Origin of the sequence: Pantoea sp. paga, assembly GCF_007558755.1 — a bacterium.
Lineage (GTDB): Bacteria > Pseudomonadota > Gammaproteobacteria > Enterobacterales > Enterobacteriaceae > Pantoea > Pantoea agglomerans.
Genome location: NZ_VLTF01000003.1, coordinates 470,641 through 487,962, shown reverse-complemented (window position 1 = coordinate 487,962; position 17,322 = coordinate 470,641). Strand labels below are relative to the sequence as shown.

Here is a 17,322-nt window from a genome sequence, read left to right as displayed (position 1 = left end):
ATACCTTATTAATCAGAACGGAGAGAAAACAGATGAATAATACGACCTATGTGCAGGACTATAACGCCATCGTGGCAGTGCTCAATCAGTATAACGAAGGAGGTAAGCAGGCGAAAAGCGAGCTCATGAAGCCCGCTTTCAGCGACAGGGCGACCATTTTTGGTCTCGACAGTGACGGCAACCTCAGCGGCGGTCCAATTCAGGGATTGTTTGACACCATCGACACCGCATTCCGTCCTTCACCCGAAGCAAAAGCGGCTATTGTGCGCGTAGATATTGTTGGGTCTGCCGCCAGTGCCCGCATCGACACTGACGACATTTCTGGTTTCCGTTTCACTGATTTTTTTAACCTGCTGAAAGTGAACGATCGCTGGACCGTGGTCAGCAAGATCTATCACACACATACGGCAGACTGATCCAGGTCTGGTCAGCTGACCGTTGCAGCCTGCGTTTGCTGCGGGCTGCAAAAAGGTATTAAGAAGACTAAAACAGTAAAGTGATTTTACGCCTGATTATCCGGTTGCTATTAATCAACATAATCATACCCCAGCGCTTTTGGCAGAGGTGGCATCATTAAAGATTCTGGCCCGATCGGCCGATAAACACTGGCTCATACTTCTGACACTGAATCCCGGGTTCGCTCACTCTTGTGCGGGCAGGGCGGCACCTCAGCAGCTGCAGACGGACAAGCGCAGCGTCAGCCGTCGTCAATGGCGGGTATTCTCGCAATGATGAACCTGTCTCCGGATCCTCCTTCAGCTACAGGCGGACATTAACGGTTATAATCAGGTTTGTAGCGACGAGTACTGAGCCTGTTTAATATCGTCAGCCACGTCGGAGCCGGCCGCCATGAACACAATGATCAAACCCTCTTTTACCGCTGTCTGGTCTACAGACGCCCAGGGTATCTGCGTCGCCAGTCAGGAAAGCCCTGCTGGTCTGATGCCTGAACTGAAGGGTGTGACGCTGAGTTCATGGCTGAGACTGGCACAGGCCGACGACGATGCAAAGATCGCGCTGCAACTGACCGCAGCGCTTGATTTCCTGACGCCTTTTCATATTGAAGTGCCGATCAACTGTCTGGATGGCAAGACGCGTCGGGTCATTGTATCTGGCCTGCCGGATCGCCAGCCTGGCACGTCCCGTCTGCAGTATAACGGCTTCATTCTGGATGTGACCGGACAGCGTAAAGCGCTGGAAGATGCGCTGCGCACGGCGGCAGAATATCGTCTGTTAATTGAAAACAGCACCGATCTGATTGCCCATTGCGACGCGGATGGCCGGTACGTTTCAATCTCGCCCTCTTATAGCGAAATGATTGGCTGGACAGCCGAAGAAGTTGTCGGTCAGCTGGTGGTGGATTTCCTGCATCCCGATGACCGCGGCCCCGCTTCTGAAGCACTCGCCTGCATCTTTAACGGAGGAGTACTGCCGGACGTCGTTGAGGTGCGCAAGCTGCATCGTGACGGCCACTACATCATTCTGGGCACCAAAGCCTGTGGCGTCATCAATCCCTCTACCGGCAAAAATATCGGTGCAGTTCTGGTGTCGCGCGACATTACGCGAGACAAAGAGAGGATGAGCAATCTGGAGAAGCTGGCTACGCTGGACACGCTGACCGGGCTGCATAATCGTACCTGGATCAACGACCAGGTCGGGCGCATGCTGGCGAAGGTGGATGATGAGGCCTTTACGACGGTGATGTTTATCGATCTGAATGGCTTTAAGGCGGTAAACGATTTGATGGGCCACGCGACAGGGGATGCCTTGCTGCAGCAGGTCAGTGAACGGCTGCAACGCTGTATGCGTCCGGGCGACTCACTGGCGCGACTGGGTGGAGATGAATTTGTTGTGGCGGCAAAGTGCAGAAATCGCGATACAGCCGCTGCCATTGCCCTGCGTATTATTGAAAGTCTGCACGCGCCATTCGCCATTGATAATATGGACGTGCGCATTGGCGCGGCTATCGGTATCAGCCTTGCCCGTTTCGGGACGGCATCGGCCAAAATATTATTCGAAAACGCGGATAAAGCGATGTACCAGGCCAAAGCCCGACGTGATGGGTCGTATCAGTTTTTTGAGTCAGAAGAGCCTTAGTCGATGCAAATGATTGCTGGTATGACCTTCCGGTTTAACGGTAATGGATCTTACGTTTAACGCTTTGCCGACTGTTACCGCAAGGACACATTTCCTGAACGCCTGATTAACCCGCCTTATATTCTGAAACCGCGTGCCACGGCAGAAAGGTTTTCTGTTTCAGGCACAAAAAGAAGTCTGTTGCTGATGACCAACATCCAGGTGCGAGACAGGCTACTGAATTCCCTCAAACGTCTGTGATGAACTGGTCTGAGTGACTTCGCGGAACTCCGCGTACGGCAATTCATTGTTCCTGCTGAACTCATCTTCTCATTAACCTGACGCTATTGACAGGCAGGAACGCCACCCTGGCGGAGTTCATACAGACTCATCGATATCCCGTCCATTATCATAAACCGTCTGCGCCTGTTCCATCGCTCCCCCATGTTGCTTTGCCCAGCTCACCAGCGCGATAAAAGGATCCTGCAACGTTCGGCCCAGCGGCGTAATCGCATATTCCACCGCCACAGGGGAGGAGGCAATCACGTGGCGGCTCACTAATCCGTTGCGTTCCAGCCGTCGTAATGCCTCCGTCAGAGACTTATGTGTGATGGGGTCGAGCCTGCGCTTGATGGCGTTAAAACGTGAGGGCTGGGAGCACAACACGGTCAGGATCAGTACTGACCACTTGTTTGCCACCTGTTCCAGGATAGGGCGCGTGCTGTTGATCTCGGCCAGCACTACGGTGATATCAGTGGTCATTTGGTTTCCTTGAGGATATCTGGTGTACATCAGGTGCGTAATTGACACTAAATATAATAAATATACCATCAGGTGTCTAACCCCTATCCGGAGTCGTAATAATGAAACTAAGTGGAAAGATCGCCCTGGTCACCGGTGGTAGTAGCGGTATTGGCCTCGCTGTTGCTCGCCGTTTTGTTCAGGAAGGCGCACGGGTTTTTATAACGGGCCGACGTGAAGCACAGCTGGCAGAGGCTGTAGCGCTGATTGGCGGTGAGGTCGAGGCGATTGCGGGTGACATCACCCACACAAGCGACCTTGAGCGTCTGTTTGAAACCCTCAATGCCAGGGCTGGCAGACTTGATATCCTCGTCAACTCGTCTGGCGTGTCAGAACCTGCGAGCCTGGAAGCGACCACGGAGGAGCACCTTAATCGCATCTTTGATCTGAATGTGCGTGCCATGGTGTTGACGGTGCAGCACGCGGTACGGCTCATGAGGGAGGGCAGCAGCATCGTACTGGTGGGGTCGATCGCGGGAAGCATTGCTAATCCTGGCTATGCTGCCTATTCCGCCAGCAAGGCTGCGGTGCGATCCTATGCCCGCACCTGGAACAGCGAGCTGGCACCGCGTGGTATCAGAGTTAATGCACTCAGTCCTGGCCCCACCGATACACCGATGTTTAGCCAGGCCAGCGATGAAGTCAGGCAGACACTCAGCGAACGGATCCCGGCAAAGCGGCTGGGTAATCCTGATGAAGTGGCGGCTGCGGCCCTGTTTCTGGCCTCCGATGAAAGCAGTTACGTCAGTGGCACTGAACTGGTGATTGATGGCGGCATGACAGCATAGGGGATTAGCGGCGGACGTTGCGGGATAGCTCAATGGCATGGCGGGGAGGGTTTTGACTCTTTGAGAAGCTCTCTCTCTGCTATTCCAGCTAAGAACAAATCTAAGACTGATATTTGCCTGCCTTAGTTTTGTTCGGGTCCAGGTTTATTCATTTTAGGGCAGAACGTCAGTCCATGATTTCTTTAACGTAATGCTCAATAACAATGTGATGTTCATGGCTTATCTGAGAAATGAATGTTTGCAGGAAATCGGGTGTGGAGTGAAGGGTGTTCGTGACCAGTTTATCGAAGTCTTTCTGGGTAAAGCGGTCATAGTCTTTTAGCGTCGAACGCTGGAGCAAGGTATGCGCAGTAATTTCGAGCACGGCACGTCTGTAATCATCGGAAAGCAGAATATCCAGATCGTGCCGGCTGATCTCAAAGGCAAATTCATAGCTGATAAAACCAGAATCGACAGGCAATGAGTAAATCAGTTTACCTTCCTCCTGTGTCACATGAGGTTCGTATCCGTCACCCATGAGGCGAACTGATTGCATATTAATCTCCAGCTGTTTCAGCCCTGGGTTATTACTTCAAAAGTTTAAACCACCGAAATCGATATTATTCCGCTTCTGACGACGAGCGCAAATACTCACAGCATCAGATTGGTCGATAGCGGAAGTTCCCGGTTGTTCACCTGTTCGCTAACGGCAAAACTGACAAAGTGGTATGCCTGTTACGGAGAGTCATGTCAACCGTGAGCAGTGAGCTAAAGTTTTCCAGGTGACTTTATAAGCCGGTCGCCTCTCCCCGCTATTTTCGAGACAAAAAATAGCAGAGAGGAGGTCATCGCTTACACGTTCTGGAAAAAAGCATCAGGCGATGCTTCTGAAAGGGTCTTTAGCGACCAGCCCACACCGCTGGTTTTCTTGTCTGCCACTGATAGGCGCTTTCAAGCTGACCCGCCAGTGCCAGCAATAAGTTCTCCTGATTAAATCCTGCGCAGAACTGCATGCCAATCGGCAGATTATGGGAAGAAAGGAGCCCAGAGGAACAGACATCGCGGGGGTTCCGCACACGTTCGCCAGCGCAGCAAACGGTGACTGATTGAAAACGTGATGTTAGCGCATCGACTGGCTGCTTTGAGCGAGGAGCGGACTTGACATCCATAGGATGGTTTGAATAAGTGTTGTCCCATCACCCGTTTTGGGATGATGATTTTTCAGCGAGGGTACTTTATGCTGGTTAAACTCCCTTTATAGGATATGACCATGATAACCGTAGAGAAATCAGATCCATTTTCTTCAGAATCCCATCGCTTAATCGAAATGCTGTCCGCTGAGCTTGCCGCTATTACTGGCGATAATGGCAAAACCAACTTCATCGTTGAAGCAATGAATGATGGCAAAGCATTATGGGTATTGGCAAAGAATGCTCATGGGGATGCGATAGGATGCGGCGCAATCCGGCCATTAACTCAAAATACAGCCGAGATTAAAAGAATGTTTTCAGACCAAAGCTTGCCAGGCGTGGGTAGTGCTTTACTTATTTTTCTGGAAACCTCCGCAAAACAAATGGGATATCGCGAGTTGAAACTGGAAACCCGGCATATCAACCGTCGGGCCGTCAATTTTTACGAGAAAAATGGATATGTCCGTATTGAGAATTATGGTCCATATATAGGTAGAGAAGAGGCTGTCTGTTTCGCAAAGGTATTGTGATGATTGTATTTGTCGGCCCTGACTTCCGTTCCTGGCACAAAGCGGACTGACGGCAGGCCAGGGTCCGCTATGAGCGAGAAGCATAAGTCGCTGCTGCGTGAGCCGGAATAGAGCTTTGGTGGTGCGGCGGGCGAGAAGAACAGTCCGCATTCAAAAAGCTTTCTCGATGACGTCAAAAAGTTCTTCTACGATTTGACTCGCTAAGCGGAAATGCTGCGGTAAACATAAAAAGCCCCTGCAGTGCGGGGGCTTTTTTTATTGCTGTGCTGTTCAGCAAAACGTATCCGTTAGGCTTACTTGAAAATCTTTCTCATGTTTCCGCTTTCGTTGTCGATAACCTGATTGCTGGCTGAGTGATGATTTCACTCAGCATTTATTTTTTTATTTCAGGCGATAAGGATATTTATGAACAAGCTTTGTGTTGCGGCATTGTTGGCTCTGAGTTTAACCGGCTGTGCGCAGCAGACTTTCGTAATGAAACAGAATCAAGTTGGCGCGGCGACGAAAACCACCAGCCAGTCGTTCTTTGTTTCAGGTATCGGTCAGCGTAAAAGCATTGATGCGGCGCAGGTGTGCGGCGGCCAGGAAAAAGTTAACCGGGTTGAAGTGCAGCAGACGTTTGTTAATGGTTTACTGAGCGTGGTGACGTTTGGTATTTACACGCCACGTGAAGCACGCGTTTATTGCGCCATCTGATAATGCCTCAGGCCGGTTCGCCGGCCTAATCCTCCGCCGGTTATTAAATCGCATTAGTATATTGTCACTATTAAACTCAGCTGTCGCACCGCTGCGCGGCTCGCCTGCTGACGACATTACCCGAAATGAGTTCAGGCAACGTCGTCCAGCCTGGTAAAAGCAGTGGTAAGCTGTTGAGGCATGTCAGTCCGCTTTAAGCGAGTAACGGACATTGCTAAAAGCGTGCTGTAAGGATTAACAGGGAGCAGGTCAGTTGCCTTCATCACTTTTACGCATAAAAAGATAAAGCCTAAGGCATGCATCTGCGCGGGCATCCAGATGCGGTTTTCTCACCTCCTCCAGCTAACTCCTCCACACGCCGACTTCAATAATGACGTCGCGTAGCCCCGCACCGGTTAAATCTGACGATAGAGAAAGTAATGTTTTCACTGATGATTTGTCCTAAAATCATGATCATTGAGTAAAAACGATGGCTGCAATCAGACTCATAGCATCATAAGCCGTGAAACAGTCAATCTGCATTTCAATTATTTCTACAAAATGAGGTCAAATTGAGGCCTTTAAGACAAGCTGCTACGGAGTGACTGGCATGAGTGAGTTAGTGACAATGGCTTTGAGGGTCCCACCTGATGACGAATAAACAGGGTGTTTTGATTGTTAACCTTGGAACACCAAAAGAACCAACGCCTGTTGCGGTAAAGAAATTTTTATCTAAATTTCTGCATGACTACAGAGTGGTCGACTTACCAAGAATCATTTGGTGCCCCATTCTACATGGCGTGATTATCCCATTACGTGCAAGGCGAGTGGCGAAATTATATTCTTCGATTTGGATGGAGGAAGGTTCCCCTCTTATGGTTTACAGCGTCAGGCAAGCCCGTGCGCTTGAAGAAGTGACAGGTATGCCCGTCGAGCTGGGGATGAGTTATGGCGAGCCGAGTATAGGTGGTGCAATTGACAGGCTACTGGAAAAAGGCGTCGATAAAATTATCGTCATTCCTTTGTATCCCCAGTTTTCATCTTCTACCGTTTCTTCTGTTTGGGATAGCGTGAGCCGTCACCTGCAGATAATGAAGAACCGGTATACGCCCTCCATAAATTTCATCAATGACTATGCCGATCACCCTGCCTACATTGAAGCGTTAAGAGCATCCGTTCAGGCATCTTTCGAAGCTAACGGCGTTCCAGATGCATTGTTAATTTCATATCATGGTATACCGGTAAGGTTTGTCAAAGAGGGGGACCGATACCAGGAAAGATGTGAGTTAACGACAAAATTACTCATTGAAGCAATCAATATGCCGTCACTGAAAATATTGATGACGTTCCAGTCAAGATTCGGCAGAGAGCCATGGTTAACGCCTTTTACTGATGAGACAATTAAAAATCTACCGAATGAAGGAATAAAAAGCCTGCAGGTAATCAGCCCGGGGTTTGCATCAGACTGTTTAGAAACGCTTGAGGAGCTTGATGAGCAGAACAGGGAGATTTTTATGCATGCGGGTGGTACATCGTTTACTTACATACCGGCGCTTAATGATAAACCGATTCATATCGAGATGCTGCGACAACTTGTGAACCTTAATCGGTTTCAGGGATGATTTTCACACTCTTGTGAGCGGATGTTGCAGGTGTCAACATTCATAGTGAAACCAGAAGTGGGCCCTCCCGGACATGTATGTGATACGTGCCGGGGCGGCGTTATAGGGGCCGCCTGGAAACCCGCTACTCCAGCTGCAAGCAACTGTCTTGTACGAGGGTATGAGTCGGAGATTATTCGTGGGCAAGTCAGCTATGAGCGAGGAGCGGACGTTTAGTATTTACGGGTACGCCTGCGCTGGCGCACCCGGTTACACTCAGGGCTTCCAGCGGCGCAGAGAGGTATGGTCTTCATACGGCAGCTTTGAAGGTAAAGAAATCAGTTCAATGACGCTGCCCCACGGCGTGCGGCCATAGCAGAAAAAGTTATTCTCTCCCGCCTCAGTTGGAAACATCAGGGGCTGAGGAGAAGTAAACATTTTCCCGCCAGCCTGCTCGAACAGGCTGATAGCCTCGTTGATGTCATCAACGTAAACGGCAAAATGCTGCAGGCCATAATCGCTGGTCGCACGGGCTGACTTTGCTCTGGCCCCTTCATTTCAAAAAGTTCCAGTCCCGGGCCGTGCTTCAGCTTCATCATTGCCGGCCTGCTTCCCGTTATTGCCGCTGATTTCAACGTTACTATTCCCGTGGCCGGAAATCTGGCAACGGCTTATGCGCTGGGTGTTTTTGTTGGCGCGCAGGCCCTGATTATTCCGGGCTCAAAAGTGCCCCGAAAAGCCATGCTGGTTTTCCTGATGCTGCTGTTTGTGGCGGGTAAACTCGTTACGGCCTTTGCGCCCACGCTGGGCATTGCCATTCTGGGCAGGATCATCACGTCTCTGACTCACGGCGCCTTCTTCGGTATTGGTTCGATCATTGCTGCCGATATGGTTGCGCCGTCTAAGCGGGTAAGGGCGATTGCATTCATGTTCATGGGACTGACCGTAGCAAATCTTATTGGTGTTCCCGTCGGTACCTGGATCGGGCAGCATCTTTCCTGGCGGGATGCTTTTATGGTTATTGCCGCAATTGGAGTTGTTACGGTTATCAGCGTCGGTATGCTTATCCCGCATCAGCCCCGTCCGGAGAACCATAATTTCGCACACGAGTTTAATGCCTTCCGCAACGTCAATGTTCTGCTGGCGATGGGCATAACGGTCTTTGGGCCGGGTGCATTTTTTACCTCCATTACCTATATCGCACCCATGATGATCGGGCTGGCCGGATACAGCGAAAGCAGCCTGGCATGGCTGATGCTGCTGTTCGGTCTGGGGCTATTTGTCGGTAATCAGTTGGGCGGCAGATATGCCGATCGCGCGCTGATGCCGATGCTTTACGTCACCCTGGCCGCTCAGGCCGTAGTCCTGCTGGTATTTAACTTTACTGCCCACAGCCAGGTCATGTCAGCGGTCTGTATTTTTCTGATGGCTGCGTTTGGGTTTGCGACCGTGTCCCCCATCCAGAAACTGGTGATGGACAAAGCGCGGGCGGCAGGGGCTCCGACGCTGGCTGCAGCCGTTAACATAGGCTTCTTCAATCTCGGTAATGCCCTGGGCGCATGGCTGGGAGGGGCAGTTATAGCGGCCGGCTTTGGTCTTCAGTCGCCTGACTGGGCAGGCGCGATACTCTCGGTTATAGCGCTGATTCTGGCGGTTATATCCGGACTGACTGACAAAACCGGGCATAGCGCTGCTATGCGTTCAGCTTCTCACAGTGAGTAACGTCCGCTTCTGGCCCTGAACAGACGTCGATGAGTTACAGGCGCTGCCAGGTGGAGCGGAAAGAAACAGTTTACTGGTAATCCCGTCATTGACAGTGAGAGGGTAAAACACCTCACTTAAAGAGCAGCAAGAATGGCGGATTCCATTTTCTCCGGGGTGGTGGTCGGGGCAAAGCGTTTGATCGGTTTGCCGTCGCGGCCGATCAGGAACTTAGTGAAGTTCCACTTAATACGACCACCCAGCACGCCGGGTAATTCATCTTTCAGGTAACGAAAAATCGGGTGCGTTGATGTGCCATTGACCTCAACTTTCCCGAACATCGGAAAACTCACACCATAGTTGATGTGGCATGTCTGCGCGATTTCTTCGGCACCGCCGGGTTCCTGCTTTCCGAACTGGTTGCAGGGAAAACCCAGCACCACCAGCCCCTGCGCGGCGTACTTTTTATAGAGCGATTCAAGACCTGCGTATTGTGACGTGAATCCACAATGGCTGGCGGTATTTACCACCAGAACCACCTTGTCAGTGTAGTCGGCCATCGGGATAAGCTGGCCATTCAGGCTGGTGGCAGTAAGTTGATAAAAGGGAGACATGTCGCAATCCTCAGAGCAAAACCGTATGACGTTAACATTAACACAGAGTGCATAACGACAGCGGGGTCTGGGAAGCAGATGCTTAGTTAGCAGGCCAGCATTCTGACTTCAGGCGCTACCGCCAGGGTTAATGATTATTTTCCACGTCAGATCTGGTTGTTATTCCTGATGAATTTTAACCACGACTTTACCCTTTGCATGTCCCTGTTCAAGGTAAGCCAGGGCATTTTTTGTGTCTGCAAATGGGAACACCCTGTCGATCACCGGTTTGATGTGTTCTGCTTCTATAAGTTTGCCGATTTGGGTGAGTTGATCGCCATCAGGACGAACAAAGAGAAATGAATAATCCAGACCGCGCTTTTTTGAATGTCGCATAATTTTGCGACTCATCAGGGCAAATATCATCCGCAGCAAGATATTCAGCTGCCGGGCTCGCGCGAATTTAACGTCTAATGGACCGACCAGAGAAAGTATCTTTCCGCCAGGTTTAAGAATCTGCATGGCTTTTTCAATGGAATCCCCCCGCAGCGTGCCGAGTACGAGATCGTAGCCACTTAGCACCTTTTCAAATCCCTGCTTTTTATAGTCAATTACTTCATCTGCGCCCAGCCGACTCACCCACTCTACGTTGGCTGAACTGGTCGTCGTCGCTACCCTGGCGCCAAGATGTTTCGCCAGCTGAATCGCAATAGTGCCAATCCCTCCCGAACCTGCCGGAATAAATACTTTTTGTCCTGGCCGCAGATGTGCTCTCTCTGTAAACGCCTGCCAGGCGGTGAGGCTAACCATCGGCAGCGAAGCAGCCTCAATGAAATCCAGATTTTCGGGCTTAAAAGCCGCGAGACGTTCAGGAATGCGTGCAAAATCGGCGAGTGAACCTGTTCCAATGTCGAAAATGCTGGCGAAGACTTCATCGCCCGGCTTGAAACGTGTCACCCGACTTCCTGTTGCAATAACCACGCCTGACAAATCACTGCCCAGCGTCGCCGGAAGTTTAAAATGCAGAATCGGTTTGAATATTCCGCTGGGGATAATGTTATCAATGGGATTCAGACCAACGGCATAGACTTTTACCAGGATTTCATCGGCACCGGGGGAAGGGTAATCTACATTTTCAAATCCCAGCTCAGGTGATTTCCCGTAGCGTTTAAACGTAAAGGCTCGCATCGTCCTGGTTTTCATTTGGTGTTTATCCTCTGATTTTTAGCACTGAAGTCTTCTCAGGTGCCTCTGTTACTGAGCAAAAAAAGCTCCCGGGAGCAACGTAATAAATAATGGAATAAGGATTTGCCGGTTAATATGCTCATGCCTTCATTCAACGAAACCGGACACGACTGAAATAACAGATAGCGGATACCGGCGGCCAGTCGCGAAAATGTGATTTTTTAATTTCTGGCATCCAGCTGAAGGCTGTTCCGCACGACCTTATCCAGGAGTTTTGCCGGGGCAAATCGGAGGATGAAATTCAATTTTGCGGCCAGCGTTCCTGCCGTGTAGCGTACCTTTGGGCGTAAAGTCTGAGCCGCTTTGACCACCACCTCCGCTACTACCTCCGGACTTTCCGCCTCAGCCATTGCCTTACTGACCACCTTCGTTAACTTAGCGCGGATACGGTCGTACTCTTCAAGTTTTGCATCCGGTTCAATATTGTGAGCTTCGAACTGCGTTTTTATGTATGCCGGTTCGATGACAGAAACCCTGATGCCCAGCGTGCGCAGTTCATGGTCAAGTGCGCCTGTATACCCTTCAACTGCATGTTTGCTGGCCGCATAGAGGGCCACATACGGCAACGGCACGATCCCCAGAATTGAACCGATATTGATGATGCGCCCGCTGCCCTGACGACGCATGTGAGGCAGCACGGCGCGCGTCAGCCTGACAATCCCCAGAAAATTTGTATCGAAGATCTGCTTCGCCTGTTCAACTGAACTCTCTTCCGCCGCCGCTGGCGCTACCCCAAAACCGGCGTTGTTCACCAGGAGATCGATTCGCCCCTCCAGCCGAATCAACTCCTCAATGGCACTCTTCACCGAAGTGTCATCCGTGACATCCAGCGCCAGTAGTGGAAAGGCGTATTGTCCTGGTTGTGGGCCACGCCGGCTGGTGCCATATACCCTGTAACCCGCGGCTAAAAGTTTATTGGCAGAGGCTTCGCCGATACCTGAAGAGGCGCCGGTTACCAGTGCTACACGTTGTTGACTCATTATGGATACGCTCGTGTGATTGGGTTCAGTTTCCCTTCAGAGAAGAGAGACGCATTAAGAGATTCATGGTCGATTTACCGCTCAGCTGAACCCTGAAAAGGATCTGCTGAGCTGGGCTTAGCTAAAGGGTTTTGTATCGCTCTGCGGCCTCTTCCTGCCTGATGTCCGAGAGCAGACCCTGACGGGAGGCATCAAGAACATCCCAGCGCTCAGCATTATGTAATGGCGGAATCGTCACGCGCTCGCGGCGGTCAAAACCCGCCAGAGCGGCGTCAACCAGTTCACCCACTTCCATCATTTTTGAAGCGTTACTGATGTCGATACCGGCACGATCCCAGATTTCGGTGTATGTACCTGCAGGGAGCACCGCCTGGATATAGATGCCTTTTGGAGAGAGCTCAACGTTCATTCCCTGAGAGAGGAAAAGAACAAAGGCTTTTGTTGCGCCGTAAACCGTCATTGCAAATTCCGGGGCGAGACCGACTACGGAACCGATATTTACGATCGAACCTTCTCCGGCTTCTGCGAACCGGCCCGCTGCAGCACTGGCCAGTCTCGTCAGGGCAGTGACGTTAAGCGCGATAAGGCGTTCGATGGAATCAGGCGTCTGCTCGGTAAACGTGCCGGACTGAGCGATACCTGCGTTATTGATAAGAGTACCTATCCGCGAGTCTTCCCGGAGGCGTGCTTCAACAGTAGCTAAATCACTCGACAGCGTGAGGTCGGCAGGCAGCACATCGACGGAAATATGATTTTCCTGTCGCAGCCGTTCAGCAAGCGCCTCTAATTTCAATTTGTCGCGAGCAACCAGAACAAGGTCATGTCCACGACGCGCAAAGCGCTCAGCGTAAACAGCACCAATACCCGTTGAAGCGCCTGTAATGAGGACTGATGTACGAGTCATAATTTTATCTTCTTCATTTGTTTAATAAAAATCGCCGTTAGCGATGCAGGGTTAACCGTGATATCTAAAGAGTTATTAACTGTTACCGCTAAGCGATGGATAGTCGGTGTAGCCCTCCGCACCACCGCCATACAGTGTTTCAGGATTAAGCGGGGCCAGAGGCGCTCCCGATTTAAGTCTTTCGACGAAATCGGGGTTAGAAATGAAGGGGCGACCGAACGCGAACAAATCGGCTTTGTCCTGTGCAAGATGGTCAGACGCCAGCGCCAGGTCATAGCCATTGTTACCGATGTAGGTGTTTTTAAAGCGGCGACGCAGCGAAGCGTAATCGAACGGTGAGGCATCACGGGGACCTCCCGTCGCGCCTTCAACGACATGCAGATAAACGATACCTGAAGCATCAAGTTGCTCTGCCAGGTAGTCATATTGTGGCTGCGGATCGCTGCATGAAATTGCATTAGCAGGTGAGACCGGTGAGATGCGAACGCCCGTCCGCGCGGCGCCGATCTCATCTTTCACGGCCTCCACGACCTCTAGTAGCAGACGCGCACGATTCTCAACTGAACCGCCATATTCATCGGTACGCTGATTGGCACCATCTTTCAGGAACTGTTCAAGCAGATAGCCATTCGCACCGTGTATCTCTACACCATCAAAACCTGCGGTAATGGCATTGGCTGATGCCTTTCTGAAATCGGCAACAATGCCTTTTATTTCCTTCAGCTCAAGCGCTCTGGGTTCTGAAACATCAACAAAATGGTTGTTCACGAAGGTTTTGGTTTCAGCACGGATAGCTGACGGCGCGCCTGGTGCGGCACCCTCTGGCTGTAAATCGACATGTGAAATTCGACCTGTGTGCCATAACTGCACAAATATCCGTCCGCCTCTGTCATGAACCGCGTCAGTGACTTTACGCCAGCCCTCAATCTGGGCCTGCGTGTAGATCCCCGGCGTATCCTGATAGCCCTGCGCCTCTGCTGAAATCTGCGTAGCTTCGGTAATCAGTAATCCTGCTGTGGCACGCTGAGCGTAGTAAGTCGCTGCCAGTTCACCTGGCACCAGACCTGCGCCTGCCCGGTTACGCGTAAGCGGGGCCATCACGATGCGATTCGCAAGCGTGACAGATCCCAGTTCATAGGGCTGAAATAAGGATTGATTCGTCATGGTTATTCCTTTGCGGCTTAGCGGGTCAGTAAACTGATTTAATGATGATGATCGTAATCATTAAAGTCAACTGGTTTGATTATGATCATCATCAATGTATACTTAAGCTCAGTTTCAGGAGGAAAAGATGAAAGTGTCAAAAGAGCAGGTTCGCGAAAACAGGAACCGAATCGTTGAAACGGCGTCAGAACTTTTTCGTGAGCGGGGTTACGATGGGGTAGGCGTCGCTGAACTGATGTCAGCCGCAGGGTTAACGCATGGCGGGTTCTACAAGCACTTTGGGTCGAAAGCCGATTTGTTAGCCGAAGCGATGAACTGCGGCTTCGCGAAGTCTGTTGAGAAAACTGAAGGGGCGAGTCGGGAAGCGTTTATTGAATATTATCTCTCCCGGCAGCATCGCGATGATATGGCAAAGGGGTGTGTCATGTCGGCCCTGGGCACCGATGCAGCGCGCCAGTCTGAATCCATCCGCGAGACCTTTGCGGCCGGAATTGAACGACAGCTTGCCGTTTTAGAAACGGAACAGGTCACCCGTCCGGATCTGATCAATACGCTCGCGCATCTTGTGGGTGCCCTGATGCTTTCGCGTGCCTGCCCGGATAGTTCCGGGCTTGCTGATGAAATTCTGGAGGTCTGCCGTACGCGTCTGCTTAGCCCGGATAGCTGTAAGGATTGAATCGATGCTCTTGCCGTTCAACCTTACTGAAGCGATTGCGGCATGGACTGAACGCACCAGCCCGCTGGCGTTTATTATGAACGGCGAGAATGCGTAATCCGGACTTCCCGTTCCGGATACCATTCCCATCAACGGGCTATTAATCAGTCGGCCACCCACCAGGGACAGTGACGCATCACTCAGCCGTTGTCGCGGAATCCGGGATAAAGGCTCATTCCACCATCGATAAAAAGCGTGGTGCCATGAACGTAATCAGAGAGATCACTGGCAAGCCAGACGACGGCATTCGCCACATCTTCAGCCGCACCGATGCGCCCGTAAGGGATGAGCTTTAACAGCGCTTTGCCCGCTTCACCCTGGGTGCTTTCCTCGTTGATGGCGGTAGCGATAGCGCCGGGTGCCACTGCATTGACACGAATACGTTCTTCACCCACTTCCTGAGCCAGCGTTTTCATCAGCAAGTCAACGCCGCCTTTTGATGCGGCATAGTTGACGTGTCCGGCCCAGGGAATGAGCTGGTGAACCGAACTCATATGAATAATCTTACCGACAGCTTTGCTGATGTCCTTGCGATGCTCCTGACGCTTGAACTGACGCAACGCAGCACGCGCGCAGAGGAACTGGCCAGTCAGGTTCACGTCCAGAACGGTATTCCAGTCCTCAAGCGTCATCTCAATGGATGGGGCATCTTTCTGGAGTCCTGAGTTCGCCACCAGGATATCCAGCCTGCCAAATTCCCTGATTGTCTGGTCAAAAAGATTCTCTACATCCGCCTCTTTAGACACGTCTCCTTTGACAGCAATTGCACGGCCTCCATCGGCGCGGATTTTCTCAGCCAGCTCCCCGGCCGGTTCCGCCTGGCTATGGTAGTTAATCACCACACAGGCACCTTCTTTAGCGAGTGCTTCTGCGCAGGCATAGCCGAGACCCGAGCTGGCACCGGTAACCAGCGCAACCTGATTTTTGAGAGAAAAGATCATGAGGCATCCTTATTTCTGTAAATGATGAGCGTCTTAAATCCGGTCGGCATCATCAGGGGAGTGAATATCGATGTATCGCTGACACTACGACGTCCAGCCATCCCCAAATTGATTAATCGGCTAGCCGGATCGAGTACATGGGCCTGAGTCACTGAATTATAGATGTGAAGTACAGGGTTAGCCGCTAATGCGCCCTGGGTGGATAGTCAGGAAACGTTGAAGCAGGAACGTAAGCATTAAAAAATGGGAGACCTGAAAGGCAAAAAAGCAGCTATCAGAAGATAGCTGCTTTTGACCCTCAGGCTTTTCTGGCTGGAATCACTTTTACTATTTATTGCTTATTGCCTGATAACCAGGCCAGAGCTTGATTATTTTCAATCATGGCCACGTGACCGGCCCCATTTTCCTGAGGCAGAGGAGGTGGTAATGAACGCTAAAGAGTCTTTACCACCATTCCAGCCGCGGTCAGCATCATGATGGTACCGGCTGAACGGAAAAGGAGTCGTTGCGCTTTAGCGCTGGTCAGGAGGAGGCGTATCCTGAGGGCTGCAAAAATAAAAACGGCTCCCACACTCAAAAGAACTAACACGGTAAGCGGAACCAGCAGTCCTCCCCACATCTGAAAAGATACATTATCCAGAGAGATAACCAGAGGCAGTATAGCCAGATAGAAAGCGATGGTTTTAGGGTTTCCCAGCGTTATGGTCAGTCCTGAAAACCAGGCTGATGCCAGTTCTCGTTTTGTCACTTTTTGATCGATATTTATTGCCTGAGGCTGGTGGCACCAGAACTGCCATGCCAGCAGGCATAAAAAGAGCGAGGCAGCCCAGTTAATTAGCGTAAAGAGAGAGGTATAGGTATGAGCGATCACCGCCAGACCAAATACCGCAACAGATAAATAAATCAAATCTCCCAGAATGAGACCGGCCAGCATCGTAAAGCCCGTCACTGCGCCCCCACTCACGCTGCGAGCGACTAATGCGGTCATCCCCGGACCCGGAATTGCTGCAGCTAAACCGAGCGCAGCAATATAAGATATTATTTCAGTAGTTCCTGACATGGTTATTCCTGTTGAAATGCATTTCGGTAAAAGGGAACAGAGTTAGTTGTTCAAAAATGCCTGGTTCTGAGCGATGGTTGTCATATAAAAAGCTTAATTAAGGGTTAAAGATATGCATCCTTTTTATCAGTTGGTTTAACGTTTAAAGTGGAGGTTCGATTATTCCTGGGCGGATGTTGCTGCATTGATTTAACTACGCAGATGACAAGTTTAATTTTCATTTGCGCGCAGTGTTCTATCCGATCCTCTCTTCCAGAGATGATCAGCTCCCTGCATTCTTTAAATTAAATTGAATCATATGCATTAAATCAGGGTTCATTTTTCCCTTATATTGTTTGTAATAACAGGCTGGAAAAGTAAAATTATTATGCAGCAGGAA

At 50.8% G+C, this 17,322-nt stretch carries 17 protein-coding genes and 2 pseudogenes; 9 read left to right on the top strand and 10 right to left on the bottom strand.

Translation table 11 applies throughout. The annotated features are described in order from the left end of the window. The first annotated feature begins 32 nt into the window (after positions 1-32). Positions 33-416 (top strand): nuclear transport factor 2 family protein, encoded by a 384-nt coding sequence (locus FOV68_RS12150; RefSeq protein ID WP_010670660.1) that lies wholly within the window; start codon positions 33-35, stop codon positions 414-416. Positions 417-849: 433 nt separating this feature from the next. Further along, a complete protein-coding gene (locus tag FOV68_RS12145; RefSeq protein WP_115758226.1) occupies positions 850-2,097 on the top strand; it encodes a sensor domain-containing diguanylate cyclase in 1,248 nt (415 codons plus the stop codon). Between the two features lie 357 nt (positions 2,098-2,454). Here FOV68_RS12145 and FOV68_RS12140 read toward each other — a convergent pair whose 3' ends face one another. After that, entirely contained in the window at positions 2,455-2,838 is a 384-nt protein-coding gene (locus FOV68_RS12140; RefSeq protein WP_010259130.1) for a helix-turn-helix domain-containing protein, read from the bottom strand. Between the two features lie 98 nt (positions 2,839-2,936). On the opposite strand from FOV68_RS12140, the gene FOV68_RS12135 reads away from it, so the two are divergent. Continuing rightward, positions 2,937-3,665 (top strand): SDR family NAD(P)-dependent oxidoreductase, encoded by a 729-nt coding sequence (locus FOV68_RS12135; protein WP_143990953.1) that lies wholly within the window; start codon positions 2,937-2,939, stop codon positions 3,663-3,665. A 166-nt stretch (positions 3,666-3,831) separates the two neighbouring features. Here FOV68_RS12135 and FOV68_RS12130 read toward each other — a convergent pair whose 3' ends face one another. Beyond that, complete coding sequence (locus FOV68_RS12130; protein WP_143990952.1) at positions 3,832-4,200, bottom strand: hypothetical protein; 369 nt, start codon at positions 4,198-4,200, stop codon at positions 3,832-3,834. A 714-nt stretch (positions 4,201-4,914) separates the two neighbouring features. Here FOV68_RS12130 and FOV68_RS12125 point away from each other — a divergent pair. From FOV68_RS12125 to hemH, 4 genes and pseudogenes are all read left to right on the top strand, one after another. Next, entirely contained in the window at positions 4,915-5,364 is a 450-nt protein-coding gene (locus tag FOV68_RS12125; RefSeq protein ID WP_143990951.1) for a GNAT family N-acetyltransferase, read from the top strand. Between the two features lie 69 nt (positions 5,365-5,433). Further along, positions 5,434-5,568 (top strand): annotated as a pseudogene (locus FOV68_RS12120) (molecular chaperone DnaJ); the annotation flags it as partial. Positions 5,569-5,769: 201 nt separating this feature from the next. Next, positions 5,770-6,060 (top strand): Bor family protein, encoded by a 291-nt coding sequence (locus tag FOV68_RS12115; RefSeq protein WP_143990950.1) that lies wholly within the window; start codon positions 5,770-5,772, stop codon positions 6,058-6,060. Between the two features lie 629 nt (positions 6,061-6,689). Further along, positions 6,690-7,661, top strand: a complete 972-nt coding sequence (gene hemH, locus FOV68_RS12110; RefSeq protein WP_033760042.1) for a ferrochelatase — start codon at positions 6,690-6,692, stop codon at positions 7,659-7,661. Positions 7,662-7,916: 255 nt separating this feature from the next. Here hemH and FOV68_RS12105 read toward each other — a convergent pair. Further along, positions 7,917-8,239, bottom strand: a pseudogene (locus FOV68_RS12105) (VOC family protein); the annotation flags it as partial. Between FOV68_RS12105 and FOV68_RS12100 the strand changes: the two are divergent. Further along, entirely contained in the window at positions 8,196-9,362 is a 1,167-nt protein-coding gene (locus FOV68_RS12100) for an MFS transporter (RefSeq protein WP_143990949.1), read from the top strand. The pseudogene FOV68_RS12105 and the gene FOV68_RS12100 sit on opposite strands and share 44 nt — an antisense overlap. Positions 9,363-9,478: 116 nt before the next feature. Here the strand turns inward: FOV68_RS12100 and FOV68_RS12095 are convergent, their stop codons facing one another. The 5 genes from FOV68_RS12095 to FOV68_RS12075 form a co-directional block, all read right to left on the bottom strand. Then, complete coding sequence (locus tag FOV68_RS12095; RefSeq protein WP_143990948.1) at positions 9,479-9,955, bottom strand: glutathione peroxidase; 477 nt, start codon at positions 9,953-9,955, stop codon at positions 9,479-9,481. Between the two features lie 159 nt (positions 9,956-10,114). Further along, a complete protein-coding gene (locus tag FOV68_RS12090; protein ID WP_143990947.1) occupies positions 10,115-11,137 on the bottom strand; it encodes an NADP-dependent oxidoreductase in 1,023 nt (340 codons plus the stop codon). A 203-nt stretch (positions 11,138-11,340) separates the two neighbouring features. Next, complete coding sequence (locus tag FOV68_RS12085; protein ID WP_039387816.1) at positions 11,341-12,159, bottom strand: oxidoreductase; 819 nt, start codon at positions 12,157-12,159, stop codon at positions 11,341-11,343. Between the two features lie 121 nt (positions 12,160-12,280). Further along, entirely contained in the window at positions 12,281-13,063 is a 783-nt protein-coding gene (locus tag FOV68_RS12080) for an SDR family oxidoreductase (RefSeq protein ID WP_031594325.1), read from the bottom strand. Between the two features lie 75 nt (positions 13,064-13,138). Next, positions 13,139-14,227, bottom strand: a complete 1,089-nt coding sequence (locus tag FOV68_RS12075) for an alkene reductase (RefSeq protein ID WP_031594324.1) — start codon at positions 14,225-14,227, stop codon at positions 13,139-13,141. Positions 14,228-14,354: 127 nt separating this feature from the next. On the opposite strand from FOV68_RS12075, the gene FOV68_RS12070 reads away from it, so the two are divergent. Next, positions 14,355-14,903: a TetR/AcrR family transcriptional regulator gene (locus FOV68_RS12070; RefSeq protein ID WP_109651238.1), complete on the top strand. Its 549-nt coding sequence runs from the start codon at positions 14,355-14,357 to the stop codon at positions 14,901-14,903. A gap of 179 nt (positions 14,904-15,082) precedes the next feature. Here the strand turns inward: FOV68_RS12070 and FOV68_RS12065 are convergent, their stop codons facing one another. Both FOV68_RS12065 and FOV68_RS12060 read right to left on the bottom strand, forming a co-directional pair. After that, entirely contained in the window at positions 15,083-15,883 is an 801-nt protein-coding gene (locus FOV68_RS12065; protein WP_039387810.1) for an SDR family oxidoreductase, read from the bottom strand. A 433-nt stretch (positions 15,884-16,316) separates the two neighbouring features. Further along, the gene (locus tag FOV68_RS12060) at positions 16,317-16,943 is read right to left on the bottom strand and encodes a LysE family translocator (RefSeq protein ID WP_143990946.1); all 627 of its coding nucleotides are present in this window, start codon (positions 16,941-16,943) and stop codon (positions 16,317-16,319) included. Between the last annotated feature and the right edge of the window lie 379 nt (positions 16,944-17,322).